Source organism: Superficieibacter sp. HKU1 (assembly GCF_029319185.1).
In the GTDB taxonomy this organism is placed as follows: Bacteria; Pseudomonadota; Gammaproteobacteria; order Enterobacterales; family Enterobacteriaceae; genus Superficieibacter.
The window spans coordinates 37,604-63,241 of the sequence record NZ_CP119754.1 but is presented as its reverse complement, the minus strand read 5'-3'; the positions used below and the strand labels follow the sequence as shown (position 1 = coordinate 63,241).

Here is a 25,638-nt window from a genome sequence, read left to right as displayed (position 1 = left end):
TATCAGAGGGTTAGAATTTTTTCAGGATATCGTCCAGCGACTGTGGCTTATCTTCCGGGATCGTCTGGAAAATTACCTGAATCCCGCGGCTTTTCAGGTCCTTAAGAATGCCGACATCGGTTTCATCAAGCGTAATGTTCTGAAAGACCGCTTTGCGATTCGGTCCGCCGCCTAAGCCACCCACCTGAATGGCGCTAACGTTGAAGCCTTGCACGACGGCCTGCTGAATTGCGGCAAGCGAGGGAAACAGCACCAGTACTTTGCCATCACCCAACTGGTTCTCCTGCCAGGCCGTCGCGAAGCTGCTATTGCCATAGCAATCCACTTTGATGTTTGGCGGCGCAGCCATCAGGTAGATGTTTTTCATAAAGGGATCGGCGTCCAGCTCATCGCTGACAACGACAATCCGGTTCGCCTGGGACTGTCCCACCCATTTGGTGACGACCTGACCATGAATGAGTCGACTGTCAATGCGACATAACACGATGTTTGCCATAGCTTTTTCCTTCTTATTGTGGTTGTTGTAGCTGTCGAACGTGGGCGACGACATCAAGGCAGCTGTTGCGCCCGGCATCGACAAGCTCGGGTACACAAGCCGTCAACTGACTGCGTTCACGCTGGTCCAGCGCCTCCAGCAACAACGTCGCGTTCAGACCGGCAATCACTGCTATCGGGTAATCGGCGCTTAAACGCGCGGCGACATTGGAGGTGGTGCCGCCGACAAAATCAGTCAGGATCAGCGATCCCTCCGGCATGGTTTTCACCACCGCTTCGACGCGCTGATAAAACTCGCCCAGTGTGTCGACGGGCATCAACGCAATCTCCGATACGCCTTTAATTTCACCTGCTACCATGCGCAGGCTGTTGCAAAGCTGTTGCCCCCAGCCGCCGTGCGTCAGTAGCAGAATTTCGGGCAACGTTTGGGTTAGTACAGTGGATGTCAAAATGGCCTCCTGGCGCGCTCTGTTTTCCTGTCAGACAGAGCAAAGGGTGTGCCAGGATTTGTGTCACGCGGGAGAAGAAAGCGACGTGGCGGGACGTAAGGCCCCGTCAGTAAAGGGATCAGCTGTACAGCAATTCGTAGATATAAATGTATTCAGCGTCGGATAAACGGATGGCATAGGCCTCTTCCACGGGCAGGAAGGCGGCTTTGATGACACTAAAAGCATGCGCATCCAAATCGGGTTTGTTTTCCAACGCCATCTGTAACGGTTTACGGTTAATCACAATACGCTCCACCATACAACAGCAGTGGATTAGGAAGCGTAGTGTCACCTGACGGCTCGGTTTTAATGAAAGCGCGGCGCGCAGGTGGTTAAGCACCCCTTCCATTTCCAGTAAAATGCGCTGCGGATTGAGTACCGAGATATGGTTGATAATGCTTTCCATGGTCAGCGCGCTGATAAAACGCATCGCGCTGCGCTCCATCTCCAGACGCCGCTCGCTGCTGGAGAGATCCGGCGTCAGCAGGCTTAGTACCAGCTCCGGCCCCTGTTCAGAGAACAATTCCTCCAGAGAAATAAACGGGATATCCGGCAAACCAGGCTGGAAGGTACCAACAATGCCTGCCAGCCGCTCACCCGCATTCAACGCCTGCTGCACGCGTTCCAGGCTACGCACCTCGTTATAATCGAGGATCACCATCCGCGTATCCTGCGACATCAAGTCACCGAAGCTCTCTTCCAGCACCTTTTTGATTTTCTCCGCCGTGCCCATACCGGTAATACAGGAGATGACCAGTACCTTTCCGGCACTCTCCTGCTGCGGCGTGCAGAGCTGGCAGGCGATGCCTTTGTCCTGCATTAAGGCGGCAAGCTGCGGTAAGTCGCTGGTTTCGAAGCTCAGATCCAGGCCGACCTCCAGCAAACCGGGCAGCGTAATGTCAGGCATCAGCAATACGTCAATCTGGAAGAGTTTGCTGACGGTGCTGCCGAAATGCACCAGGGAGCCGATATCAACCATCAAAATTAATCGCCGATACTGCCGCGCCTGGATCATCTGCGTCAGCGTCTCCAGCGTGTCGTGCACCGACTGCTCAAATGGCATATCAATGGCGCTGAACAGATCGCGCTCCAGCACGCGGTTGACGTATTGCGCCATGCTGGTGGCGGTGGTTGCCCCATGGGCGATGAGGATCACGCCGCAGTCCGGGCTGGCATCAATACGCTGACGGTAGTGGCGGCACTCTTTCAGGAACAGGCACAGCCAGACGACTTCTGTCGCCGGACATTGGATATGTAGCAACTCATTGATTTTACGACACAGTAACGTGGCATTCTCGAATTCATCTTTGCAACGGTCGAGGATCAGACTGGAGGAGTAAAGCTGAGGGATCAGGCCCCGCTGTACGTAGCTGATCAGCGCCAGAAAGTGCTTACGTAACGGATTGATCAGATTTTCCGGCAGGCCAAAGCCCAGCACCTGCTCCACGCAGCCGATCAGCAAGGTCACCCGCTCCTCGATTTGATCGCCGTAGCGCGGCGGATGGGCGGCGCTGTCGCGACTATAGAGGCCATACTCGAAAATAGAGCTGAGTTTGTTTTTCAAAATCGCCAGCGTTTCGGCGGGCGGCACGTTACTGTTACGCAGGTTGACATACTCGCGGGTGAGGAAGCTATAAAAGAGATCGCTCTCCTCCCCTTCAGCGCCTGAGGAAAGGGATGTTTTCAGCGCCGGAAGCGTGCGGGCATCGACGCTGAGCCGCTCTTTACCATCGAACAACGCATCCACCAGCAAACGCTGCTCCGGCGTGGCATTAAACGGCGTCTCCACCAGCCTTTTGTCCAGCTGTAGCGCCTCATTGTGCTCCGCCATTCCTGACGCCCACGCCTGGGCGCAAAGAAACTGGATATCACTTTTTAGCTGGCCGATATTCCCTTCCAGCGGCTTGTTGAGCAGCCACAGCAGCAGGGTTTTGTCGATACTGACCGTGCGCTCAATTTTGCGGCTTTCACGCTGAAGGAAACCGACAATCAGTTCAACCTGTTCTTCGACCGAGCGCTGACGGATACCGGGTAAATCGATGCAGACCTGAATGCGCCGTTGAAAAGTACGTAGCAGAGAGGAGTTCACCGGCTCGGTCGTGGCACAGATTAGCCGTACTGAGATCGTCCGCGCGCTGGCGCTGGAGCCAAGCGGCCGGTATTCCCCCTTATCCAGCAGAGAGAACAATTTTTCCTGCCCTTCATAAGGCAGTCGGTGCACCTCATCCAGCAGCAGATAGCCACCGTCCGCCTGATCTATGAGACCAGATTTATTTTCCGTTGCGCCGGTAAAAGCACCCTGCCGATGGCCGAAAAGATGTGATGAAAGCAGTTCCGGGTTGTGAGCGTACTCAGCACAGTTAAAGTAGACCAGCGGCGGCGTGACGCCTGACGCATGTTCGCAGGCGTAGCGGTGCATCAGTTCGGCAAAAAAGGTTTTCCCGACGCCGGAAGGCCCGGTCAGCAGGACATGCAGGCCATGAGGATATAATACCGCTGCCTTACCCTTCTCTACTGCATCGCGCAGGCTACGCTCATAACCAATCAGCGCACTAAAGGGATCGGTTGTCGCCGGAAAGGATGGTTGCGGCAATAGCGCGGCCACTGAACGCATCTCGCGCTCATTCTCATCCAGCTTACGACCCAGCAGTGCTTCAATCGCCATCCGATGCAGAAAATAAACCGGGCGACCACGGCTCTTTATCACCAGGCCATCATTCCATAGCTGATTGAGATCCTTACTGACCGAGTTACGCGCCAGCCCGAGGTTAAAACCGATGCGCTCTGCGGTAAAAGCGACATCCTGTTGCAGATCGGCCAGATTCAACCCATGCGTCAGCCGCTCCAGCTCTTTCAGTACGATCTCAATACGTCTCATCTTGTTACCGGACACATAAATAAAGAAGATTCAGACCATACACTATTCCTTTATGCGAAAAAGAGACAAGGCGGGAAGAATAGGTTTTCGTCATGATTTAGTGGATCTCAGGCGTTATTTTTCATGAGGTTGCCAGGAAAGCGCGATTTAAATCGCATATTGATATTCTTCCAGCATCCTGACTGTCATCAGCAGGCCCTGCTTTAGTAACATCTCCAGAAATTCATCTGTCGTCAGGGAAGGATGCCTGAGAGAATGTCTCATTCATTAATACATCCCTAAGTCCTGCGCTTGATCGGACAGAGCCTGCATAGCTTCCAGGCTGTCATTCTCACGGCGCTTTTTATATTCCATTAAATCAGCGAATAAAACCCTACGATGTCGACCCGTTTTGTGAAAAGGCAGCTTGCCTTCTTCCAGTAACTTGACCAGATGAGGGCGCGAAACGTTAAGCATATTTGCCGCCTCCTGGGTAGTGAGCTCAGCATGTACCGGAACGACCTGCACCGCATTACCGGCAGCCAGCTCCCCCAGAATATCCATCAGCATAGTGAGCGCGCTTGTCGGCAGCTCGATGCTATGGTTTTTCTTATCGTCAGTGACAATAGAAATATGGTGGGTTTCAAGTTTGGTTGAAATATATGCCGCCAGCTCCCGTTGTCCACGCTGTGCCAGTTCACTTTCCCGACTGTCCGGCAGGTTTAGGTTGTTCAAGAGCGTTGTCATTGCATTCGCTTTTTTCAAATAATGGCTATAAGCGTAATCGAAATAATCGAAAAGCGAAATATTCAAAATAAACGAAAAAACCATATTCACTCCCTCAGCACAGAGGCAGGGTGAGTCTACCATCTACCCACGTCTGCAATTCTGCCAGATAACGCTTGCTGGTTATGCAGCTCGTGGCCCGGCTCAAGCCTGTATGGCGCAAACAGCAAAACATCTCCCGATAAGGCGAACTAAGATAAATACGGTCCGGACATTCATTCATGAATGTACTTCATCACCTCTTGTTGTTTTTAACGGCTTATCCCCTCGCCTGAAGGCCCTTATCCTTAACGTCTCAGGTATTCGCGTCCCTTGAAAGCAGGAGTTACTATGACGGTTACTATCCTCGGCTACGCCGCGCAGTCAGCAAAAGCGCCGCTGGCCCCTTTTCATTTTGAACGTCGCGATCGTCGTGAAGATGACGTGGTTATTGATATTCTCTACTGCGGCGTTTGCCATTCCGATCTCCACCAGGCGCGCGACGACTGGGGTTTCAGCCAATACCCGGTCGTACCGGGCCATGAAATTGTCGGGCGTGTAGCCTCTGTGGGCGACAAGGTGACAAAATTCAAACCCGGCGATTTGGTTGGCGTTGGCTGTATGGTCGATTCCTGTCGCGAGTGTTCCCCTTGTCAGTCCGGACTGGAACAATATTGCGAAGCGGGCTGCACGCAGACATATAACGGCGTTGATCCCCACGACCATCGCCCTACCTACGGCGGCTATTCCCGCTCCATTACCTGCACCCAGGATTTCGTGTTGCGCATCCCGGAAAGCCTTGATGTGAAAGCGGTCGCGCCGCTGCTCTGCGCCGGGATCACTACCTGGTCGCCGCTGATCCGCTGGGGCGTGACCAAAGGCAGTAAAGTGGCGGTGACCGGGTTGGGCGGTCTGGGGCATATGGCGCTGAAACTGGCGCACGCGCTGGGCGCGGAGGTCACGCTGTTTACTCGCTCGCCTGGCAAAGAGGCCGACGCGCGGCGTCTGGGGGCGCATCATGTGGTGCTCTCCACTGACGCACAGCAGATGGACGCGGTAAAAGGCCAGTTCGATTTAATCATCGACACTGTGCCTTACGCACATGATATCAACCCTTATATGCCGACACTGACCCTCGACGGCACGCTGGTGTTCGTTGGTTTGCTGGGCGATGTCGACCCGACGCTCAATACGCTGCCGCTGATTATGGGACGCCGTTCCGTCTCCGGCTCCTGCATTGGCGGGATTGAAGAAACCCAGCAGATGCTGGATTTTTGTGGCGAGCACAATATTACGTCAGACATTGAGATCATCCGCATGGATGAAATTAATGAAGCCTATGACCGGTTGTTGAAAAGCGATGTGAAATACCGCTTTGTGATCGATATGGCCACGCTGCAAGCATGATCCGTTAAGGCAATCGCATAGCCTCAACGAACAGTGAAAACGCGGTGGTGTGCTGCCGGCGACTGGGGTAGTAGAGATAATATCCCGGAAACGGCTCGCACCACTCATCCAGCACGCGGACCAGCTCGCCGTTGGCGATCTCCCGCGCAATGCTATCTTCCGGAATATAAACCAGCCCCATGCCATCACGAGCGGCTTCGATACGGTGATGCAACGCGTTGATTGTTAACTGACCTTCCACCCTGACCTTCAGCGCTTTTCCGTCGCGTGAAAACTCCCACGGCAGCAGGCCACCCGCCGTCGGCAGCCGCATATTGACGCAGCGATGCTGCTGAAGATCCGCAGGTACCACGGGCGTCCCGCGCTGGCGGAGGTACGCTGGCGAACCGACGACCACCATCCGCATTGGCGGGCTGACGGGAATGGCGATCATATCCTTCGCCACCGCCTCCCCCAGCCGGATACCGGCGTCGAAGCGCTGCGTGACGATATCCATCAACGCGTTGTCCACCGTGACCTCTACGTTAATGTCCGGCCAGCGGGCCATAAAATCTCGCAGCACCGGCCATAGCACGTAATCCACCGCATGCTCGCCCGCGGTGAGACGGATATTGCCCGCCGGAATGTCACGCATATCTTTCAGGCTGCTGAGTTCATTTTCGATATCCTGAAAATGCGGGCCGATCCGCTCAATCAGCCGTTCTCCCGCCTCCGTCGGCGAGACGCTACGGGTGGTACGGGTGAGCAGACGAATACCCATTCGCTCTTCAAGGGCGCGCATGGAATGGCTGAGGGCCGACTGGGAAAGCCCGAGTTTTGCCGCCGCGCGGGTAAAGCTCTTTTCCTGCGCTACCACCAGGAAGGCGATCAGATCGTTAAAATTTTCTTTCAGCATGTCGGTTACGCAGGGCAATCGTGGGATGAGATGAGTATAACGCGCGCAGTGATGAATTGAATTCATAGGTCCATTCCCGGCCAGGCGGGTAATGCTTTGCCGCCGGAGTGCGTAAGCTTAAAGCACGAGTTTACTGCAGGAGAAACACATGAAAATTATTCGTAGCGGATCTATCGCCTCAGCGCAGGGGCCAGAGGCATATTTTAGCGGTCGCGTGCGTATCGATGCGCCGTTCAGCGCCGATGCTCCCGCTCGCGTAGGCGGCGCGACGGTGACCTTTGAACCTGGCGCGCGTACCGCGTGGCATACGCATCCGCTGGGCCAGACGCTGATCGTGACGCAGGGCAAAGGCTGGATCCAGTGTAAGGGCGAGGCGATTCAGGAGATGCATCAGGGCGATATCGTCTGGATACCGGAAGGGGTGAAACACTGGCACGGCGCGACGCCGGAGAATGCGATGACCCATATCGCCATTGCCGAAGCGGTCGATGGCAGCCCGGTCACGTGGATGGAGAAAGTGACCGACGAGCAGTATCGGCAGTAAGTATGGCCGGTGGAAAGTATGCGGCATCAGCGTGCTGGCCTGCCGGGCGGCGCTGCGCTTGCGCGGCCTACAGGTGCTTAGAACCCCAGGCCCGGTACTACGCCTGACCGCGAAAGGTTTTACGCCACTCGCCAGGACTGACGCCGAAGTGGCGTTTAAATTGCTGGCGGAAAGTCACCGCTGACTGAAAACCAACGTGCTCCGCCACCCGCTCAACGGACAGATCGCCGCTCTCCAGCAGCATCTGGCTGCGGCGTAAACGTTCTGCACCGATCCAGTCGGCGACCGTCTGCCCGGTGGCCTTCATAAAATGCCGCGTCAGCGTGCGGCGACTCATAGACGCCAGCGCCGCCAGCGCCTCAAGGTCGTGAGGCTGGTTCAGATTATCCCGCAGGTGCTCAATCAGGGTATTGATACGTACATCCTGGGTCGTTTGCGGTACAGAATGTTCAATAAACTGCGCCTGGCCACCTTCGCGGTGCGGCGGCACAATCATCCGCCGGGCGATTTGGTTTGCCGTCGCGCTGCCGAAACGCTGGCGTATGATATACAGGCAGCAATCCAGCGCCGCCGCCGTGCCCGCAGAAGTGATCAGCCGATCATCATCGCGATAAAGCGCGTTAATATCTAACTTTGCCTGCGGAAAAAGCCGCTGAAAATCCTGCTCGTACTCCCAGTGGGTTGCCGCATGGCGACCGTCCAGCAGCCCGGCATAGCCGAGAACAAACGCGCCGAGGCACAATCCGACCACCTGTGCGCCGTTACGGTGCGCCGCCACCAGACTGTCGAGAAGCGCCTGCGGTGGACGCTCGTTGACGCTATGCCAGAACGGTACGATCACAATGTCGGCCTGCGCAATGGCGTCAAAACCGTGGGTTGCCGCCACTGAGAATCCCGAAGCCGAGTTCACCGAGCCTGGCGTTTGCGCACATATTTTCAGGTTGAACAGGTTGCGGGTGGCAATGCCGTCGCCAAAAAGAATGCACGGTACGGAAAGGTGAAACGGGCTGAAATTCGGCGTAACGACAAGGGCGACGGCCAGCGCTGACATCATTCTCCTCCGGGATTAACAGGTAACGGTTTCGCCATCCTGCGGAATGCTCACTCTGTCACCAAACTGGTTGGCATCAACATACTCGCGCAACTGCGCACGCGTCAGAAGGCAATGATTTACTGCTTCCATATGGGTCGCGATAATACGTGCCTGCGGTACTATCCGATGTGTTCTGAGTAAATCTTCGCTTCCCATGATAATCGCTCCCACGCCAATAATATGCGCCCATCCGGCGTTCAGTACGACAACATCCGGCTGATATTGACGCAACGTGGTTTCCACCGGCGGAACCCAGATCGTATCGCCAGCCAGGTACAGCGTCTTTTCCTGTGGATGCATAAACACCAGGCCACAGGCATCGCCAAGACGCGCGGCGAGTTCCGCATTCGCATAAGCTTCATCGGGGCCATGTTGACCGTCAGTTTTGATCAGAGTGATATCGCCGAAGTGCGTGGTCTCGCCGAGCACCTTGAGCTGGCTGAATCCCTGCTCCCGCAGCAGATCCCGATCGCTTTCATTTTGCACAAAAATCAGCATTGATTTGGGGATCAGCGCGGCGGCGGCATCATCCCAGTGATCGAGATGGGTATGCGTGACGATTATCGCATCCACATCCAGCAATGTCGCCAGCGGAAGGGGCAGCGCAGTACGCGGGTTACGCAGTTCGGCCCGCGCCGAACCCGCAAAACCGGGGTATGCGTCTTTGTCTGCCAGCATTGGGTCGATGAGAAAACGGCTCCCACCATAGGTAATAAGTTGAGTGGCGTTACGAATTTGTGTGATGTTCATCTTTGCTCCAGTATCAGGCGGCTACAGGAGAAAGGATAAGCCCTCAGCCTGCGGCGTACCGCAGGCCAGTGGGCATATAACGATGGAATCGGGTCAATGTGCCTTGTGCGACTCGTTTCTGGAGGACGAAAAACGCAGGATCAGCATACCGACCAGCGCTGCCACAATGGAGCCTGCCAGCACGCCGATTTTCACTTCATCCACCAGCAGCGGTGAACGGGCAAATGCCAGGTTACCGATAAACAGACTCATGGTAAAACCAATGCCGCACAGCACGGATACACCATAGATCTGCGACCACGAGCTGCCATGCGGACGAGGAGCCAGACCGGTCTTAATGGCCAACAGCGCCATGCCAAACACGCCAATCTGCTTACCAATGAACAGCCCCAGCGCCACGCCTACGGGTACAGGCGAAAGCAGGTCGTCCATCGTCAGTCCGCTCAACGACACGCCCGCGTTGGCGAAGCCAAACAGCGGCAGGATCAGGAATGTCACCCACGGTGAAAGCGCATGTTCAAGTTTGTCCAGCGGCGCGTCCTGCTGTTCATCTTTACCCTTAAGCGGAATGAACAGCGCCAGCAAAATCCCTGCGATAGTGGCATGCACGCCGGACTGCAACATAAAGAACCACAACAGGGCCCCCGCCAGTAAATAAGGGGTGAGGCGTTTTACGCCCATTCGGTTCATTACCATAAGCAGCACGACAATGCCGGCCGCTGCCGCCAGCATCGCGGCAGAGATCCCGCCGGTATAGAAAAGCGCAATGATAATAACTGCGCCCATATCATCAAGAACCGCCAGCGCAGAAAGGAAAATTTTCAGTGAGATCGGCACACGGCTACCGAGCAGCGCCAGCACGCCCAGTGCAAAGGCGATGTCCGTAGCAGAAGGGATCGCCCAGCCCGCGATGGTTTCGCCATTGCTGAGGTTAAAGCCCAGGTAGATGAGTGCCGGAACCGCCATCCCGCCCAGCGCGGCCAGACCGGGAAGCGCTCGTTGTCCCCAGGTCGCCAGTTGGCCGATCAGCAGTTCACGTTTGATCTCCAGCCCCACCAGCAGAAAGAAAATGGCCATTAGCGCATCATTGACCCATAGCTCAAGGCTCAACCCGGCAATGGAGTAATGGAGCAGCCAGCGATATATTTCGACCAGCGAGGAGTTAGCGACGGCGATGGCTGCCGCCGACGCAATGATGAGGACGATCCCTCCGGCAGAAGCCGACTGAAACATCGAGACCAGCGCTCTGGCCTGGCGTCGTGTGATGCGGGTAATTACGTCTGGCACAAGGCCTCCTTGTCATGGATAGTGCGGTGATTCACTGCGGGGGTGAAATTTACCACAATCGGCCCGCCGGGTGCCGTTCCTGGCGGTAAAAACCGGTAAAGGTGGGGATCTGAACCAGAACGCGAGTGTTGCCCCGATCGGCGCTCTGTTACGACGGCGGTGTAGATCGCCTGGCCGCCAGAATGAGAGTGCGCAAAAACCGATCTCATTAACGCTTTTGAATAACGTGATCCCACCCGCAAATTGTACCACGGTGACGGGGTTCGGATGGTCATTATCCGCCAGGAACTGCCCTGTCATTAACGGTTTTTTCGCCTGCGCAGCCACGACAGGCGTCTGACAGGCACGAATAAGATCACGGACCTTTTCTGCCGCTTTATTCTCCTCCACCAGAAAAGGGGAGCGGGAATACGTTAGCATCCAGCTCGCCGTTCACTGTCGGGGCACGTATCAGCTACTTCACCCTTTACAGCGCTTTCGCCAGATAGTGCCGCTGCATCCCCTTCTGCGGGAAATCCTCCAGCGTCATCTTAAGCTGATAGCCCTTTTTCTGGTAAAACGGCAGCGCCTGGAAACTGACGGTATCTACCATAGCGTTCAGGCAGCCCATCTCCTGCGCCTGGTGTTCGGCGGCGGCCATAAGTTTGGTCCCCAACCCGGAACCGCGCATGGCGTCGCTCACCCACAGATACTGAATACACAGCCACTCCCCTTTCTGATCTGCAATCACCCCACCGGTCATCTTCCCATTCTCATCGCGGGCATAAACGCCCAACCTGCCCCAGCCGCTGGCGTCAATAAACTGGCTGTTATATACCCGTAACCCGTTAAGGAGCTCTTCTTGATCCTCCGGGGTAACAGTTTGCGTCACGGTGAGTTCCATTAATTCCTCATAAATTCAGGTGAGTTTTCATACCGAAGGCTTATGTTATGATGCGGCGCGTTAAAAAATAAACTGATTTGAGGGAAAAATGGGATCGACCAAAAAAGGGATTATGTACGTCCTGTTCGCTGCCGTGCTGTGGGGCAGTTCCGGCGTATGCGCGCAGTTTATAATGCAGGAGAGCCAGATCTCCGCGCCGTTCCTGACCATGATCCGACTCCTGTTCTCCGGTTTTATTCTGTTAACGCTGTCGTTCATCCACGGCGATAAAATTTTCTCTATCCTGAAAACGCCAAAGGATGCCATCAGCCTGCTGATGTTTACCGTGGTCGGCGCGCTGACCGTCCAGTTGACGTTCCTCGTCACCATTGAGAAATCAAACGCGGCGACGGCGACCGTCCTGCAATTCTTATCCCCGTCGATTATCGTCGCCTGGTTTGCTGCCGTGCGCAAAAAGCGCCCCGCCGCGCTGGTGTTTCTGGCGATCTTTACCTCGCTGGCGGGCACCTTCCTGCTGGTGACGCACGGCGACCCGACCTCGCTGTCAATTTCTCCTGCGGCGCTGATCTGGGGGATTATTTCGGCGTTTTCCGCCGCTTTTTATACGACGTATCCCTCTACATTGATTGCCCGCTTCGGCACGCTACCGGTCGTCGGCTGGAGTATGCTGCTGGGCGGCGCGATGCTGCTGCCATTCTACGCCGGAAATGAAACCGATTTTGTGGTGAACGGCGGCCTGCTGCTGGCGTTTTTCTATCTGGTGGTGATCGGTACGGCGTTGACCTTCAGCATGTATCTGAAGGGCGCGCAGATGATCGGCGGACCGAAAGCCAGCATTCTTAGCTGCGCGGAACCGCTGAGCAGCGCGTTACTCTCGCTGCTGCTGCTGGGCATTACCTTTACGCTGCCGGACTGGCTCGGTACGCTGCTGATCCTCTCCTCGGTGGTGCTGATTGCGATGGATTCGCGGCGTAAAGGGTACGCAAAGAAACCGGTTAACGTCGACGGACGTCAGGAATAATTAAATCTCCGCGCAAAACACAGGAATCGAGAACGTTTTGCGTTTTTTCATTCAGCCAACTGACAATACGCGCGGCCATCGCATCCATAGAATATTCAATGGCTGGTATCGTCGGGATCCCAGGGAGTTGTAACGATCCGGCAAGGCTGAAGACCATAATGTCGTCCGGTACTGACTTATTAAACGCCTGGAGCTGGGGGATCACCCGCTGTGCCTCCTGCTCGTCCGCCACCAGCAACGCGTTAAAATTCAGGGTCGTGGCGTTATTCAGCAGTTCCTGAAGCGCAACGGAAGAAGACGTACACTCCATAAAGACCAGATTGCGGTTAAATGGCAGAAAGTTTTTTTCCAGCGCGTGCTTATAGCCCAGCAGTACCTGCTCGGTAAACCCGCTGCCGCCCGGCTGGATAAGCGCAATCTGACGGCGATTCTGGCTGATAAGATAATGACAGGCGGTTTCCGCCGCAAAAGCATGATCAAACTGGATGCTGTTTACATCGCCGGACACCGAGCAGTCCACCTGAATGACATTATCCTGCTGAATAGTGAGCGGAAAGCGGGCACCGATAATTAATATATCATCACACAGGCCGCAGCTTAGCTCATCAAGCGCGCTCATGACGTCGTTTTTAGTATTGGCGAACCGCAGCAGAAGATGTTTTTGATGCTGGCTGAGTTGTTTTTCCAGCGCGTAAAGATAACCGGTAGTCTGATTAATATTATCCTGGGCGCAAATCACCCCGATGCAGCCCGTCGACTGGCTGAACAGTGATTGTGCAATCACATTTGGCCGATAGTTAAGCTCCTCGACCGCTTTCAATACTGCTTGTCGACTGGCCTCTTTCACGCCGCGCGTGCCGCTCAACACCCGTGAAACTGTGGCTTTAGATACCCCAGCTAAACGCGATACATCGTTGATTGTAGACATCTTTATCCTCTTTCGGTCCTCAGCCAGTCCATTTCACTCTGGTTTTAACATTGGCTTAAATATTCGCCACTTGCAGTATATCCGTTTCCTTTTTTCATGGAAACCGATTTTCCATTAGTAGCCAGATTTGCAAAAGCCCGCCTAAATACGTGACCTGAAGCGCATAACTTCAGCCAATAACAGCAGGACATTGATAGCGGTCACAGTTCTGCAGTTTATAAATGGAAACCGGTTTCCATATGTTATCCAATCATCCCCGCAATAAGTTTTTACATTTAAGGAAGGTTGTCGATGTACAAGATTATGCTGTGTTGTTCCGCCGGGATGTCTACCAGTCTGCTGGTGAGAAAGATGGAAGAAGTCGCTGCCCAGCGTGCGCTGCCAGTGAAAATTGATGCTTACGGCGTTTCCGAATTTGATATGCAGTTTCCGCAATATCAGGTGGTGCTGCTCGGACCGCAGGTAAAATATATGTTAAAAACACTCTCCGAAAAGGCTGCCACTCACGGCATTCCCGTTCAGGCCATTGATATGATGGATTACGGTATGCAGCGCGGTGACAAGGTGCTGGATTACGCTCTGTCGCTCATCGAAGCGGCACATTAAAAAGGTGTCATTATGAGTTCGCTCTATCAGTCAATGGTTGCCGTCATTGAACAATCCATCACCCCGCTCGCTGGCCGTCTGGGGCAGCAAAAGTACGTGATAGCGATCCGTGACGGCTTTACCGCCGCGCTGCCATTTATGATCATCGGTTCGTTTATGCTGGTGTTTATTTTTCCGCCGTTCTCTGCTGAAACCACTAATAGCTTCGCACGCGGCTGGCTGGATTTTTCCCAGAACTATCGGGAACAGCTTATGTTGCCGTTTAACCTTAGCATGGGCGTAATGACCTTTTTCATCTCGGTGGGGATCGGGGCCAGCCTGGGCCGCCAGTTTAATCTCGATCCAGTGATGTCCGGTCTGCTGGCCTTTATGGCATTTTTGCTGGTCGCGGCCCCGTATGCCGACGGCAAAATATCAACGCAGTACCTGTCAGGTCAGGGGATTTTTACGGCACTGATCACCGCGATTTACTCGACACGCGTTTATGCCTGGCTGAAGCAGAACAATGTCACCATTCGCCTGCCGAAAGAAGTCCCGACCGGCGTGGCGCGTTCATTTGAAATCCTGATCCCGGTGCTGGTAGTGATCGCCACGCTGCATCCGCTCAATCTGCTGATCGAAGCGAAAACCGGGATGATTATTCCGCAGGCCATTATGCACCTGCTTGAACCGCTGGTCTCCGCCTCGGATTCCCTTCCTGCAATCCTGCTGTCGGTGCTGCTGTGCCAGATTTTCTGGTTTGCCGGTATCCACGGTTCGCTGATCGTCACTGGCATAATGAACCCGTTCTGGATGGCAAACCTGTCGGCAAACCAGGCCGCGCTGGCTGCGGGGGCCGCTCTGCCGCACGTTTACCTGCAAGGTTTCTGGGACCACTATCTGCTCATCGGCGGCGTAGGTTCAACGCTACCGCTGGCCTTCCTGCTACTGCGCAGCCGGGTGACGCACCTGCGTACTATCGGCAAAATGGGCGTCGTGCCCAGTTTCTTTAACATTAACGAACCGATTTTGTTCGGCGCACCGATCATCATGAACCCTATGCTGTTCATTCCGTTCGTCTGCGTCCCGCTGGTCAACGCCTGTCTGGCTTACGCCGCTACGCGTATGGGCTGGCTGGAACAGGTCGTCTCACTGACACCGTGGACGACACCTGCGCCTATCGGGGCGTCGTGGGCAGCGAACTGGGCGCTCAGTCCGGTGATCATGTGCTTCATCTGTATGGCAATGTCGGCGCTGATGTATCTGCCTTTCCTTCGCGCCTATGAACGCTCGTTGATCAAAACCGAAGAGCAGAAAGCGCAAAGCAGCGTGCCTGCCGCTGAAACCGTCAACAGCAATTCTTTGTGAAGGAAGAGGTCATTATTATGAAATATACATTTCCCGCAGGCTTCTGGTGGGGGAGCGCCAGCTCGGCGCTACAAACCGAAGGGGAAAGTCAGCGCGGCGGTAAGAGCCAGACGACGTGGGATATCTGGTACTCACGTCAGCCGTGGCGCTTTCATCAGGGGATCGGCCCGGATGAGACGTCGACGTTTTACCAGCACTGGAAGCAGGATATCGCCCTGTTAAAGCAGTTAAATCATAACAGCTTTCGTACCTCACTCAGTTGGTCACGGCTGATCCCGGACGGCACTGGCGAGGTTAACCCCGAAGCGGTGGCGTTCTACAACAAGGTGATCGATGAACTGCTGGCACAGGGAATTACGCCATTTATTACCCTGTTCCACTTCGATATGCCGATGGTGATGCAGGAAAAAGGCGGCTGGGAAAATCGTGAAGTCGTTGCCGCGTTTGCCCGCTACGCGGAAACCTGTTTTACGCTTTTCGGCGATCGCGTGAAGCATTGGTTCACCTTTAATGAGCCAATCGTACCGGTAGAAGGCGGTTATCTGTATGACTTTCATTATCCGAATGTGGTCGATTTTCGCCGGGCGGCGACGGTGGCTTACCATACGGTGCTGGCCCATGCTTCTGCGGTCCGCCGCTGGCGTGCCGGGCACTACGCAGGTGAAATTGGCATTGTACTTAATTTGACGCCATCTTATCCCCGTTCAGAAAATCCGGCGGATGTGAAAGCGGCGCACTACGCTGACCTCCTGTTTAATCGCAGCTTTCTGGATCCCGTATTGCGTGGGGAATATCCACAGGATTTAGTGGAACTGCTTAAGCAATACGACCAGCTTCCGCTTTGCGAGCCAGGCGATAGCGCGCTGATTGCCGATGGCAAAATCGACCTGCTGGGGATTAACTATTACCAGCCGCGCCGGGTGAAATGTCGGGACAGCGCCGTTAACCCCGATGCGCCGTTTATGCCTGAGTGGTTATTTGACCATTACGAGATGCCCGGTCGGCAAATGAATCCTTATCGCGGCTGGGAAATTTATGCACCGGGTATTTACGATATTCTGACTAATTTACGTGTTAATTATAATAACCCACGCTGTTTTATTTCTGAGAATGGGATGGGTGTTGAAAACGAAGCGCGCTTTATTGATGGCGGGCAAATAAAAGACAGTTATCGAATTGAATTTGTCGCCAGCCATCTTGCCTGGTTGCATAAAGGAATTAGCGAGGGCTGCCAGTGTCTTGGATATCATATGTGGACGTTTATTGATAACTGGTCATGGTGCAATGGGTATAAAAATCGTTATGGTTTTGTCCAGCTCGATGTAATCACGCAGCAGCGGATCGTTAAAGAGAGTGGTGAATGGTTCGCTGCCGTCGCCGCCAGTATTGGTTTTGATAAAGAGTGAGGGAATGATGATTATATTAGAAGAAGCCGTCATGGAAATTATCGTCAATGCAGGCCAGTCGCGCAGCCTGTGTTTTGAAGCATTGCAGGCCGCGCGCGACGGTAATTTTGACGAGGCTAACAGCCTGCTGCGCGAAGCCGATGGTTACGCCCGCGATGCGCATAAGATGCAGACCAAACTGATCGAACAGGATGCCGGAGAAGCCAGGCAGCCAATGACCTTAATTATGGTTCACGCCCAGGATCATTTAATGACGTCACTACTGGCGCGTGAACTGGCAGGTGAAATTATTCATCTTTATCAACGTTAATTTCTGATAGTTAACTTCTGGAATGGAGTATTTATTACGATAGCATTTAATTAACCCGTACCCGAGAGTAAAAATAAAATCAACTTGTTTTGGTGATAGCGGCTTATTCAGTCAGACCAAAAACGGGTGGTTATTATCTAAAAATAGTTAATTACATTGAGATAACCATGAAAATAGTAAAAAAACTTCCATTAACACTGGCAGTTATTGCCGCCCTTTGCCCAATTTCTGTCCTCGCACAGGAATTTACGCAGGAACAACTCGATGCCATTGTCGCCAAAGCGGTCGATAAAGCGCTCGCCGAACGTCAGGCTAAAATGGATGCGGCGGTCGAGAAAAAAGCGGACGTTGTCAACGAGCCACAAAGCGCGGCGCAAAGCCCGGATATGGCAATTCCCTTCGGCGTAAAATTCAGCGGCTATGCCCGTTATGGCGCGCATTTTAAAGCAGGCGATCAGAAATATGTCGGCGTGGATGGCTCGTATAATGGCGCGTCGGCGATTGGCCGTCTGGGTAATGAAGGTAACGGCGGCGAATTCCAGCTTTCAAAAGCGTTTAAAAGTGACAGTGGGGCCATCTGGGACGTCAACGTGATGTTCGACCACTGGGGCGATGAGGTTAACCTGAAAAAGGCTTATGCGGGCGTGACGAATGTGCTGGCCTCTAATCCGGATGCCTATCTGTGGGCAGGGCGTGATTTCCACCAGCGACCGCAACAGGGGATCAACGACTACTTCTGGATGAACCACGACGGGCAGGGTGCCGGGGTGAAAAACTTCGATATCGGCGGCGTGAAGTTTGATGTCGCTGCGGTCGCCGCCGTGGAATCCTGTAGTCCTGAAGTGATGGAAGACGAAGCGAACCCGTCGCGGATTACTTGTACCGGCGGCTCCGGTACGGGCGACAAAGGTAACTACGCACTGACCTCTAAAATTCACGGCATGAACGTCGGCCCGCTGGATCTGGAGCTGTACGCCAACTATGGCTTTGACTCAAAAGATGTCGAAAGTGATGAGCGGATGAAAGCCTGGCAGGGGGGCGTAGTGTTAAGCCATACCAACGACAGCGGCGTAAATAAAGTGATTGCCCGCTATTCGGATAACTCAGATAACAGCGTTTACAGCAAAACCGACGATCTGACAGCGATTTACGCCAGTTTTGAGGGTAGCCATAAGTTTACCCAACAGGCACAGGTGGAATATCTGTTAGCCTTCCATGATTACGACAATAGCGATGACAGCAGTGACAATCGCAAAAACTACGGCGCTATCGTGCGTCCGATGTATTTCTGGAATGATGTGCATTCTACCTGGCTGGAAGCGGGCTATCAGCGGGTGGATTATGACGAAGGCGGCGATAACAAAGGCTGGAAAGTCACGCTCTCACAGAATATTTCTATCGCTATGGGGCCGGAGTTCCGGCCGATGCTGCGCTTCTACGTAACCGGCGGCGAAGTTGATAACAAACGCACCGCCCGCGTTAACGGCACCGATGATGAGACACTGGACGATTTCAACGTCGGCGCAATGTGGGAGGCGTGGTTCTGATAAAAGACGGGAGGCCTTCATCGGCCTTCCCTTTTTAATGCATATTACCCTTTACGCGTACTTTCGCTGTCACCAGAAGCGCCGTCAGCAGCATCAGGCTACCGGAGAGTACCAGTGGCGACAGCAGGCCGAGGTTATCAAGCGCGTAACCGCCGATTGCCGCGCCGCAGGTATTGGCAAGTTGGATCACCGCCACCTGGATCGATCCGGCTTTTTCCGCCTGATCGGACAGCGTGCGGGTGATCCACGTCGACCAGCCGACCGGGATCAGCGCAAAGGCCAGACCCCATACCACAGCCACCGTTGAGGCCACGATTTTATCCGTACCCCATAGCATCAGTACCAGCGCGCTAAGCGCGAGCACCAGCGGGGCACAGGCGAGCGCCACCTTCACTGAACGTTTCAGGATAGTGGCTGAGAATGATGTGCCGATAAAGCTGGCAATACCAAAGCTCAGCAACACCAGCGTCAGGCCATCTACGTCGAACCCCGCCAGGGTGGTAAAAATCGGACGAATATAAGTAAAGAAGGCAAACTGTCCGGCAAAGGACATGAAGATGGCAATCATCCCCGCCAGCACGCCGGGGCGCTTCAGCAGGCCGAACATATTTTCATGGTGCTCGGTCTCACCAGGCAATGACGGCAGCGATTTCCATACCCAAAAAATGCAGATAACGCCCATGGCAGCCGCTGCGTTAAACACGTTGCGCCAGCCAATCACGCCGCCGAGGAAACTGCCCAGCGGCGCGGCAATTACCAGCGCGATAGAGACCGCGCCAAAAATGATCGACAGCGCCTTTGGCACCGTGCGCGCCGGTACCAGCCGCATGGTCAGCGAGGCCGACATAGCCCAGAAGCCACCCAGCGCCAGCCCCAGACAGGCTCGCCCAAGCAGCAATAACGTGAAATTATTGGCAAATGATACCAGCAGGCATGACAGCGTCAGCAGCACAGCGAAAAGGATCACCACATAGCGGCGGTCGGTAGCGCGAATAGTCTGGGTAATAAACAGACTGGCAAACATTGCCACAAACGCGGTCACGGTCACGGACTGTCCCGCCAGCCCCTCAGAAATGCCCAGATCCTCCGCCATTGGCGTCAGCAGACTCACCGGTAAAAACTCAACGGTAATCAGGCAGGCGACGCAAAACGCCACGGCAAATACCGCCGCCCAGTTTGGACGCGTGACGTCTCCGTGTGGGGTTTTAAGATTGTGCTCACTCATTATGCTTACCCGGCGTGATTTTTAACGTACAGCCGCTCAGTGTAACATTCTGAATGTGATCTACTTAACGTTTCGGCAACTATTGGTGGATTTAATGCAGCCAGTACACCCCATCTTCCGGCATAAAGAGCGCGTTATAGCGCGTCTGGAACGCATTCAGTTCATACATTTCCAGTTCCAGTTCGCGCAGAAAACCCTGGGCCAGACGGATCTGCGCATCGGTGACAGGGGCTGCCAGCCGTGCTTTTTGCAGCAGGCGGTGCCAGCGCAGCATATTTTGCTCGCTGCTATCAACCACCGACACCTGCCAGATCAGCAGTACATGCGCGGCGTTGAGCAGATGTGACTCATCCGGGCGCTCAAGGTACTGTAAGAACTCATGGCCGGGTGTCTTACCCATCTGGTCGATCATCGACTCTACCGGCTCAGGCGTCAGTCCCAGCCGTTCGCTCAGGCGGCGGATTGCCCGCCGGGAACCCGAAGTTAATACCCGAAAGCCTATAACAAAAACAACGACCAGCGTTGCCAGCATTATCCAAATCATGCGTATCTCGCTTTATGTCCTTTCCAGTCAACGCAGCCGGGCAATAGCCTCTCATGATATGGCTGTCGAATAAAAGCGTTTGTTCCATTAACAGTCCATATTGCCCCTCTACGCCCTGGTTATAGAACACGGAGATCCTCGCCAGTACCTGTGCCAAATCTGACGTCCATCACAATTGTTTACTTATCCCGCCGAAAGCGATTGACGAAAGATTTACTAATTTGCTGTACTCAATTCAACATACAGAATAATAGTTCCACATACAGAACAAAGGATAGAGCAATGTTATCAAGCTTCAAAGGTATCTTTCCTCCCGTCCCGACTATCGTGGATGAATTAGGCAATCTTGATAAACCCGGCATGGCGAGGATGATCGACCATGTGATCGGCAACGGCGCTGACGGTATGTTGATCCTCGGCAGCGGCGGCGAGTTTTGCCATTTGTCTACCGCACAGCGTAAAGAGATTGCCGCGTTCTGCCTGCAACATGTCGCAGGCAGAGTACCGGTACTGGTTGGCATCGCCTCGCCCGGCACGGCAGAAACCATCGAACTGGGACGGCACGCTCAGCAGGCCGGCGCCAGCGGGGTACTGGTCGTTAATCCTTACTACGCAAAGTTGAGTGATGAGGCGCGCTTTATCCACTATCGGCGCGTGGCTGAATCGCTGGAGACGCTTGTCTTTTTGTATAACTTCCCTGACCTGACGGGACAGGATATCGGCCTGGATACGATTACCCGGCTGGCCCGTGAAGTACCAAATATTGTCGGTATTAAAGATACGATTGATAATATCAGCCACACCAGGGAAATCATTAATCGCGTTCACGCCTTCCGTCCTGATTTTATTATTTTTAGCGGCTATGATGAATATCTGCTGGATACGTTATTGTTAGGTGGTCATGGCGGTATTCCGGCAACTTTTAATTTTGCACCACAGATCACCCGTGGAATTTATGACGCTTTCGTCTGTAACGATTTATATAGCGCCCGCGTGTTTCAGCAACAGCTGGCAAAACTTTCCCCTTTGTACGCGCTGGAACAACCCTTTTTTGGCGTGATTAAAACCGCCATTAAACTGAGCGGGGTGGATATTTCTACCGCCGTCATCCCTCCGGCGCTGCCGCTTGATAACGAAAAAACAGAACAGGTCAGAAATATTCTGGCCCATATCACTCTGTAAATCAGCAAGGGAGCCATGATAATGAACATCAACCCTGTACTCAAACTTAACCCTAAAGATGATGTCGTTATCGCAAGACAGCTCGTTCCCCAGGACACCTGGCTTGCGGAAGAACAAATTAAGGTCCTCAGCGATATTCCCGCCGGGCATAAAATTGCCATTCGGGGGATAGCAGCAGGCGAGGCGGTAAAACGTTATGGTCAGATAATTGGTTTCGCCACTCAGCCGATACAGGCGGGCGAACATATCCATACGCATAACCTGGGGATGGGCGATTTTGAACGCGACTACGCCTGGGGGGTAGACAGTCATCCGGTCACCATTACCGACACGCCTGACACCTTTAACGGCATTCGCCGCGCCGATGGCCGCGCGGCTACCCGCAACTACATCGGCATTTTAAGTTCCGTTAACTGTAGCGCCACGGTGGTGCGGGCAATCGAGGACCATTTTCGTTTACATGGGCTGGCTGACTATCCGAACGTCGACGGCGTGGTGTCCCTGCCGCAAAGTTTTGGCTGCGCGATCGGCGCAAAGAGCGAGTCGATGGAGGTTATGCGGCGCACCATGGCCGGGTACGCCACCCACGCTAATTTCGCGGGCGTGATTATCATCGGCCTCGGCTGTGAATCCAGCCAGATCAAAGACATGATGAACGCGCACGGACTGGCGGACGGTCCGATGATGCACAGCTTTACGATTCAGGACATTGGCGGAACGCGTAAGGCCATCCAGAAAGGGATCGAGCTGGTCAATACCATGCTGCCGCTGGCGAACCAGGTGGTGCGCGAACCGATCCCCGCGTCGGAGATTATCCTGGCGCTGGAGTGCGGCGGCTCTGACAGCTACTCCGGTATTTCCGCTAATCCGGCGCTGGGCTATGCGGTGGACAAGCTGGTACAGCAAGGCGGCACGGCCATCCTTTCCGAAACCTCAGAAATCTACGGTGCTGAGCATCTGCTCACCCGCCGCGCAGCGTCACGCGAGGTCGGCGAAAAGCTCATCGCGCGCATCCACTGGTGGGAAGAGTACTGCCGTCGAACCGGCAGCGAGATGAACAATAATCCCTCGGCGGGTAATAAGGTCGGCGGGCTGACCACCATCCTTGAGAAGTCGCTGGGCGGCATTGCCAAGGCCGGGACCACGAACCTGACTGCCGTGTATGAGTATGCCGAACCCGTCACTGAAAAAGGGTTCGTGTTTATGGACACCCCCGGCTATGACCCGATCGCCGTGACCGGGCAAATTGCCGGCGGGGCGAACGTGCTGTGCTTTACCACCGGTCGGGGGTCCGCTTTTGGATCGAAACCGACCCCAAGTATGAAACTTGCCACCAATAACGCGCTCTGGCAGCGCCAGCAGGAGGATATGGATATCAACTGCGGAACCATTGTCGAGGGAGAAGAAACCATCGCCGAAGTTGGCGAGCGGATTTATTACATGATCCTCGAAATGGCGTCCGGTAAAAAAACAAAAAGTGAAGAATTTGGCTACGGGAGTCAGGAATTCGTCCCCTGGACGATTGGCTCCATTATGTAACGTGTCATTACGTCATTATACCTCGCACCGCCATGCTCTTATTGAGCATGGCAAGGAGTTCTTATGTCTATTGTTCATGCGCATACTGAAGAAGAAAAATTAAAAGCAACTACGGTCAGGTGGCGGATATTTATTATCATGCTAATCCTGGGCGCGATAAATTATATTGACCGCACTTCGCTATCTATCGCCATGCCCTATATTACCGATGAGTTTGGTATTACCGACACGCGCGTCGTGGGCGTTATTCACAGCGCCTTTTTCTGGGCCTATGCATTAATGCAAATTCCCAGCGGCGTGATTGCCGATAAGTTTAAAGCGAGAAATATCATCGCGCTGGCGACGATTTTATGGGGTGCCTTCCAGGCAGTTGCCGCGCTGTGCCACTCTATTTTCACCCTGTCGATTTCACGTCTCGGGCTGGGCGTTACGGAGTCGCCGATTATGCCTGCCGGGGCAAAGTTAATGGGAACATGGCTGACGCCGACAGAGCGCGGACGTGGCTCTATGCTACTGGACGGCGGCGCGCCGCTGGGTACGGCGCTTGGCGCGGTGATTATCGCCGGGCTGATTGCTTTCTTCGACTCGTGGCGGATGGCGTTTGTGGTGGCGGGCGTGGGAACGATGCTCGTCGGTTTCCTGGCCTGGTGGTATATCCGTACTTATCCGTCAGAACATCCGCGCATTAATAAAGCCGAGCTGGATCATATTGCTAACGCCAACGGCACGGCGACCAGCAGCAAGAAGTATCGCCTGGCGGATATCAAGCCCTACCTGAAGCAGCGCAATGTGCTCGCGCTGATCGGCGGATGGGTATGCTACAGCTTTGTGTTTTACGGCCTGATGACCTGGCTGCCGCTTTACTTCCAGGCCACCTACGGTTTTGATATTAAATCAATGGGCGGCGCGATGGCGCTGATTTTCCTGCTCTGCTTTGTCGGCCAGTTGACGGGCGGCTATATCATGGATAAATGGCGCAGCAGGGGCGGTAAGACCAGCCGCGTAATGCACACCATGCTGGCGATTTCCGCTACCACCGCTGGCGTAGGTATTTTCCTGTGCGCCCAGAGTTCGACGCCTGCTATTGCGATTACCTTGCTGACCATCGCGCTTTTCCCGCTGCGCTGGGCCAGCGTTTACTGGTCGATTCCGGGCCTGCTTGGCGCGCAGTCCGTGGCAGGAACCATCTGCGGTACGATGAATTTTACCAGTAACCTGTTTGCCGCCATTCTGCCTATCTTTATCGGCTTCCTGGTGCAGTCTACCGGTAACTATTACGCCGCAATGATGTTCTTTGCTCTGGCGGCGGTGGGATATCTGGTTTGTTCATTGCTCATTAATTTTGATAAGAAAATGGTTATTGAGGAAAAGTAATTTCTCGGTTGCCGTTAATGCCGGGCGGCGATGCTGGCGCATCTTGCCCGGCCTACAACGCACACTTCTGACGCCAGACCTTTCCACAGCGCAGGCCCGGTAAGCGCAGCGCCACCGGGCAGGTACGATTCAGGCTATCCCGGTGGTGACGGTAAACGTCCGGGTTTGCTGCGGTTCGAGGTAGAGCAACGTACCGTTGTTCTGCGCGGCGAGGAAACCTTCCGGGCGGCAGGTGGCGGGAAGCGCAAAGGCGGCGACCTGCTGATCGCCGTTATACAAAATCCAGCGGGTAACGTAATTCAGCTCTGCGCTGGCAAAACGAGTAATAAACGTAGTGCCATCCGGCGCCGTCATACTGAACGCCGGTTTGTCCGTCCAGGCACTCAGATTATCGGCAAAAAAGACGATTTCCGGATCGTAGTACTGCGGTTCGTTAAGCGTATCCAGCGACGCCTCACCCTGCAAAATACGCTGATTGAACGCCAGCCACTGTTCCGTCGGTTTGACGTGGGCTGGCACCGATTCGCGCAGCGTCAGCGCCTCGTCCGGCACGTTCTGGCTAAACGTGGCATCCGGCACATAGGCGTAATTCATATGGCACATGTACTGCAGCGGCATCGCCACCGACGCCAGATTGGTGACATTCATCTGAATATCGAATAGCGCGCTATCTTTATGCAGCACCACCGCGGGCTGGGCCTGATAATGATGACCGAATCCCATCACATATTCGTAGCGACCACCGATGCGCAGGCTTTCTCCATCAAGCTCGATCCATGCGTCATCCATAGCAGCGCAGGCCATCTCGCCGTGCAGCGGATGGGTATCTTCCGGCGACGGGCAGCCGTTCGCCAGCAGCCCGGAGTGAAACGCAAAACAACCGTAGGTTTCCACCACTTCACGGGCAGGTTTTGGCTGACTGAACATATTACGCATCGTCAGATCGCGGCCATCGAATTCGGCATCCCAAATCATCTGCCCCATCCAGGGCAGAATGACCAGATGACCGCGCGCATTGGCAACCCGCAATCCCTCAACACCGCTGGCGTACCGAAAAGCCGTCACGGTGAAATCCGTATTTTCCAGCAGGGTACGCGGCTGTTCACTGAACAGTTCGCGCCAGAGCATCAGACGTGTCATTCTCT

The 25,638-nt window shown here is 54.3% G+C and carries 25 protein-coding genes; 11 read left to right on the top strand and 14 right to left on the bottom strand.

The features are described 5' to 3' along the window. Positions 1–10: 10 nt before the first annotated feature. The 4 genes from P0H77_RS00305 to P0H77_RS00290 form a co-directional block, all read right to left on the bottom strand. On the bottom strand, positions 11–496 hold the full coding sequence (locus P0H77_RS00305; protein ID WP_276160668.1) for a PTS system mannose/fructose/N-acetylgalactosamine-transporter subunit IIB: 486 nt from the start codon (positions 494–496) through the stop codon (positions 11–13). 13 nt (positions 497–509) lie between these two features. Next, positions 510–944, bottom strand: coding sequence for a PTS sugar transporter subunit IIA (locus P0H77_RS00300; protein WP_276160667.1), 435 nt, complete (start codon positions 942–944; stop codon positions 510–512). A 118-nt stretch (positions 945–1,062) separates the two neighbouring features. Continuing rightward, complete coding sequence (gene dagR / locus P0H77_RS00295) at positions 1,063–3,861, bottom strand: transcriptional regulator DagR (protein ID WP_276160664.1); 2,799 nt, start codon at positions 3,859–3,861, stop codon at positions 1,063–1,065. Positions 3,862–4,128: 267 nt separating this feature from the next. Then, positions 4,129–4,587: a helix-turn-helix domain-containing protein gene (locus P0H77_RS00290; protein WP_276165211.1), complete on the bottom strand. Its 459-nt coding sequence runs from the start codon at positions 4,585–4,587 to the stop codon at positions 4,129–4,131. Between the two features lie 369 nt (positions 4,588–4,956). Here P0H77_RS00290 and P0H77_RS00285 point away from each other — a divergent pair, with 369 nt between their 5' ends. Next, positions 4,957–6,012 carry an NAD(P)-dependent alcohol dehydrogenase gene (locus P0H77_RS00285; RefSeq protein WP_276160657.1) on the top strand — a complete coding sequence of 352 codons (1,056 nt, stop codon included), beginning with the start codon at positions 4,957–4,959 and terminating at the stop codon, positions 6,010–6,012. Between the two features lie 4 nt (positions 6,013–6,016). On the opposite strand, the gene P0H77_RS00280 is transcribed toward P0H77_RS00285, so the two are convergent. Further along, positions 6,017–6,907 (bottom strand): LysR family transcriptional regulator, encoded by an 891-nt coding sequence (locus P0H77_RS00280; protein WP_276165210.1) that lies wholly within the window; start codon positions 6,905–6,907, stop codon positions 6,017–6,019. A 148-nt stretch (positions 6,908–7,055) separates the two neighbouring features. Here P0H77_RS00280 and P0H77_RS00275 point away from each other — a divergent pair, with 148 nt between their 5' ends. Beyond that, on the top strand, positions 7,056–7,451 hold the full coding sequence (locus P0H77_RS00275; protein WP_276160649.1) for a cupin domain-containing protein: 396 nt from the start codon (positions 7,056–7,058) through the stop codon (positions 7,449–7,451). 97 nt (positions 7,452–7,548) lie between these two features. Here P0H77_RS00275 and P0H77_RS00270 read toward each other — a convergent pair whose 3' ends face one another. The 5 genes from P0H77_RS00270 to P0H77_RS00250 form a co-directional block, all read right to left on the bottom strand. Then, positions 7,549–8,502: a helix-turn-helix domain-containing protein gene (locus tag P0H77_RS00270; RefSeq protein ID WP_276165209.1), complete on the bottom strand. Its 954-nt coding sequence runs from the start codon at positions 8,500–8,502 to the stop codon at positions 7,549–7,551. 15 nt (positions 8,503–8,517) lie between these two features. Then, positions 8,518–9,294, bottom strand: a complete 777-nt coding sequence (locus tag P0H77_RS00265; protein ID WP_276160640.1) for an MBL fold metallo-hydrolase — start codon at positions 9,292–9,294, stop codon at positions 8,518–8,520. A 93-nt stretch (positions 9,295–9,387) separates the two neighbouring features. Beyond that, entirely contained in the window at positions 9,388–10,527 is a 1,140-nt protein-coding gene (nhaA, locus tag P0H77_RS00260) for a Na+/H+ antiporter NhaA (protein WP_276165208.1), read from the bottom strand. A gap of 66 nt (positions 10,528–10,593) precedes the next feature. Next, complete coding sequence (locus P0H77_RS00255) at positions 10,594–11,001, bottom strand: hypothetical protein (protein ID WP_276160632.1); 408 nt, start codon at positions 10,999–11,001, stop codon at positions 10,594–10,596. 46 nt (positions 11,002–11,047) lie between these two features. Then, positions 11,048–11,464, bottom strand: coding sequence for a GNAT family N-acetyltransferase (locus tag P0H77_RS00250; protein WP_276160627.1), 417 nt, complete (start codon positions 11,462–11,464; stop codon positions 11,048–11,050). An 88-nt stretch (positions 11,465–11,552) separates the two neighbouring features. Between P0H77_RS00250 and P0H77_RS00245 the strand changes: the two genes are divergently transcribed. After that, positions 11,553–12,485 (top strand): DMT family transporter, encoded by a 933-nt coding sequence (locus P0H77_RS00245; RefSeq protein ID WP_276160626.1) that lies wholly within the window; start codon positions 11,553–11,555, stop codon positions 12,483–12,485. Here P0H77_RS00245 and P0H77_RS00240 read toward each other — a convergent pair. Further along, the gene (locus P0H77_RS00240; protein WP_276160625.1) at positions 12,460–13,413 is read right to left on the bottom strand and encodes a LacI family DNA-binding transcriptional regulator; all 954 of its coding nucleotides are present in this window, start codon (positions 13,411–13,413) and stop codon (positions 12,460–12,462) included. The genes P0H77_RS00245 and P0H77_RS00240 overlap by 26 nt on opposite strands. 291 nt (positions 13,414–13,704) lie before the next feature. On the opposite strand from P0H77_RS00240, the gene P0H77_RS00235 reads away from it, so the two are divergent. From P0H77_RS00235 to P0H77_RS00215, 5 genes are all read left to right on the top strand, one after another. After that, positions 13,705–14,019, top strand: coding sequence for a PTS sugar transporter subunit IIB (locus tag P0H77_RS00235; RefSeq protein ID WP_103676304.1), 315 nt, complete (start codon positions 13,705–13,707; stop codon positions 14,017–14,019). Between the two features lie 12 nt (positions 14,020–14,031). Further along, positions 14,032–15,366, top strand: coding sequence for a PTS transporter subunit EIIC (locus P0H77_RS00230; RefSeq protein ID WP_276160624.1), 1,335 nt, complete (start codon positions 14,032–14,034; stop codon positions 15,364–15,366). A gap of 17 nt (positions 15,367–15,383) precedes the next feature. Next, positions 15,384–16,772, top strand: coding sequence for a glycoside hydrolase family 1 protein (locus P0H77_RS00225; RefSeq protein ID WP_276160623.1), 1,389 nt, complete (start codon positions 15,384–15,386; stop codon positions 16,770–16,772). Between the two features lie 7 nt (positions 16,773–16,779). After that, positions 16,780–17,082 carry a PTS lactose/cellobiose transporter subunit IIA gene (locus P0H77_RS00220; protein WP_276165207.1) on the top strand — a complete coding sequence of 101 codons (303 nt, stop codon included), beginning with the start codon at positions 16,780–16,782 and terminating at the stop codon, positions 17,080–17,082. 167 nt (positions 17,083–17,249) lie between these two features. Continuing rightward, positions 17,250–18,629 (top strand): carbohydrate porin, encoded by a 1,380-nt coding sequence (locus P0H77_RS00215; RefSeq protein ID WP_276160622.1) that lies wholly within the window; start codon positions 17,250–17,252, stop codon positions 18,627–18,629. A 34-nt stretch (positions 18,630–18,663) separates the two neighbouring features. Here the strand turns inward: P0H77_RS00215 and nepI are convergent, their stop codons facing one another. Beyond that, on the bottom strand, positions 18,664–19,854 hold the full coding sequence (gene nepI / locus P0H77_RS00210; RefSeq protein WP_276160621.1) for a purine ribonucleoside efflux pump NepI: 1,191 nt from the start codon (positions 19,852–19,854) through the stop codon (positions 18,664–18,666). 91 nt (positions 19,855–19,945) lie between these two features. Further along, positions 19,946–20,398, bottom strand: coding sequence for a DUF1198 domain-containing protein (locus P0H77_RS00205; protein WP_276160619.1), 453 nt, complete (start codon positions 20,396–20,398; stop codon positions 19,946–19,948). A gap of 282 nt (positions 20,399–20,680) precedes the next feature. On the opposite strand from P0H77_RS00205, the gene P0H77_RS00200 reads away from it, so the two are divergent. The 3 genes from P0H77_RS00200 (at position 20,681) to P0H77_RS00190 (ending at position 24,493) form a co-directional block, all read left to right on the top strand. Continuing rightward, entirely contained in the window at positions 20,681–21,580 is a 900-nt protein-coding gene (locus P0H77_RS00200; protein WP_276160615.1) for a dihydrodipicolinate synthase family protein, read from the top strand. A 21-nt stretch (positions 21,581–21,601) separates the two neighbouring features. Beyond that, a complete protein-coding gene (locus P0H77_RS00195) occupies positions 21,602–23,119 on the top strand; it encodes an altronate dehydratase family protein (protein WP_276160608.1) in 1,518 nt (505 codons plus the stop codon). Positions 23,120–23,182: 63 nt separating this feature from the next. Then, positions 23,183–24,493 (top strand): MFS transporter, encoded by a 1,311-nt coding sequence (locus P0H77_RS00190; RefSeq protein ID WP_276160600.1) that lies wholly within the window; start codon positions 23,183–23,185, stop codon positions 24,491–24,493. A 129-nt stretch (positions 24,494–24,622) separates the two neighbouring features. Here P0H77_RS00190 and P0H77_RS00185 read toward each other — a convergent pair whose 3' ends face one another. Further along, positions 24,623–25,633 (bottom strand): aldose 1-epimerase family protein, encoded by a 1,011-nt coding sequence (locus P0H77_RS00185; protein WP_276160594.1) that lies wholly within the window; start codon positions 25,631–25,633, stop codon positions 24,623–24,625. Between the last annotated feature and the right edge of the window lie 5 nt (positions 25,634–25,638).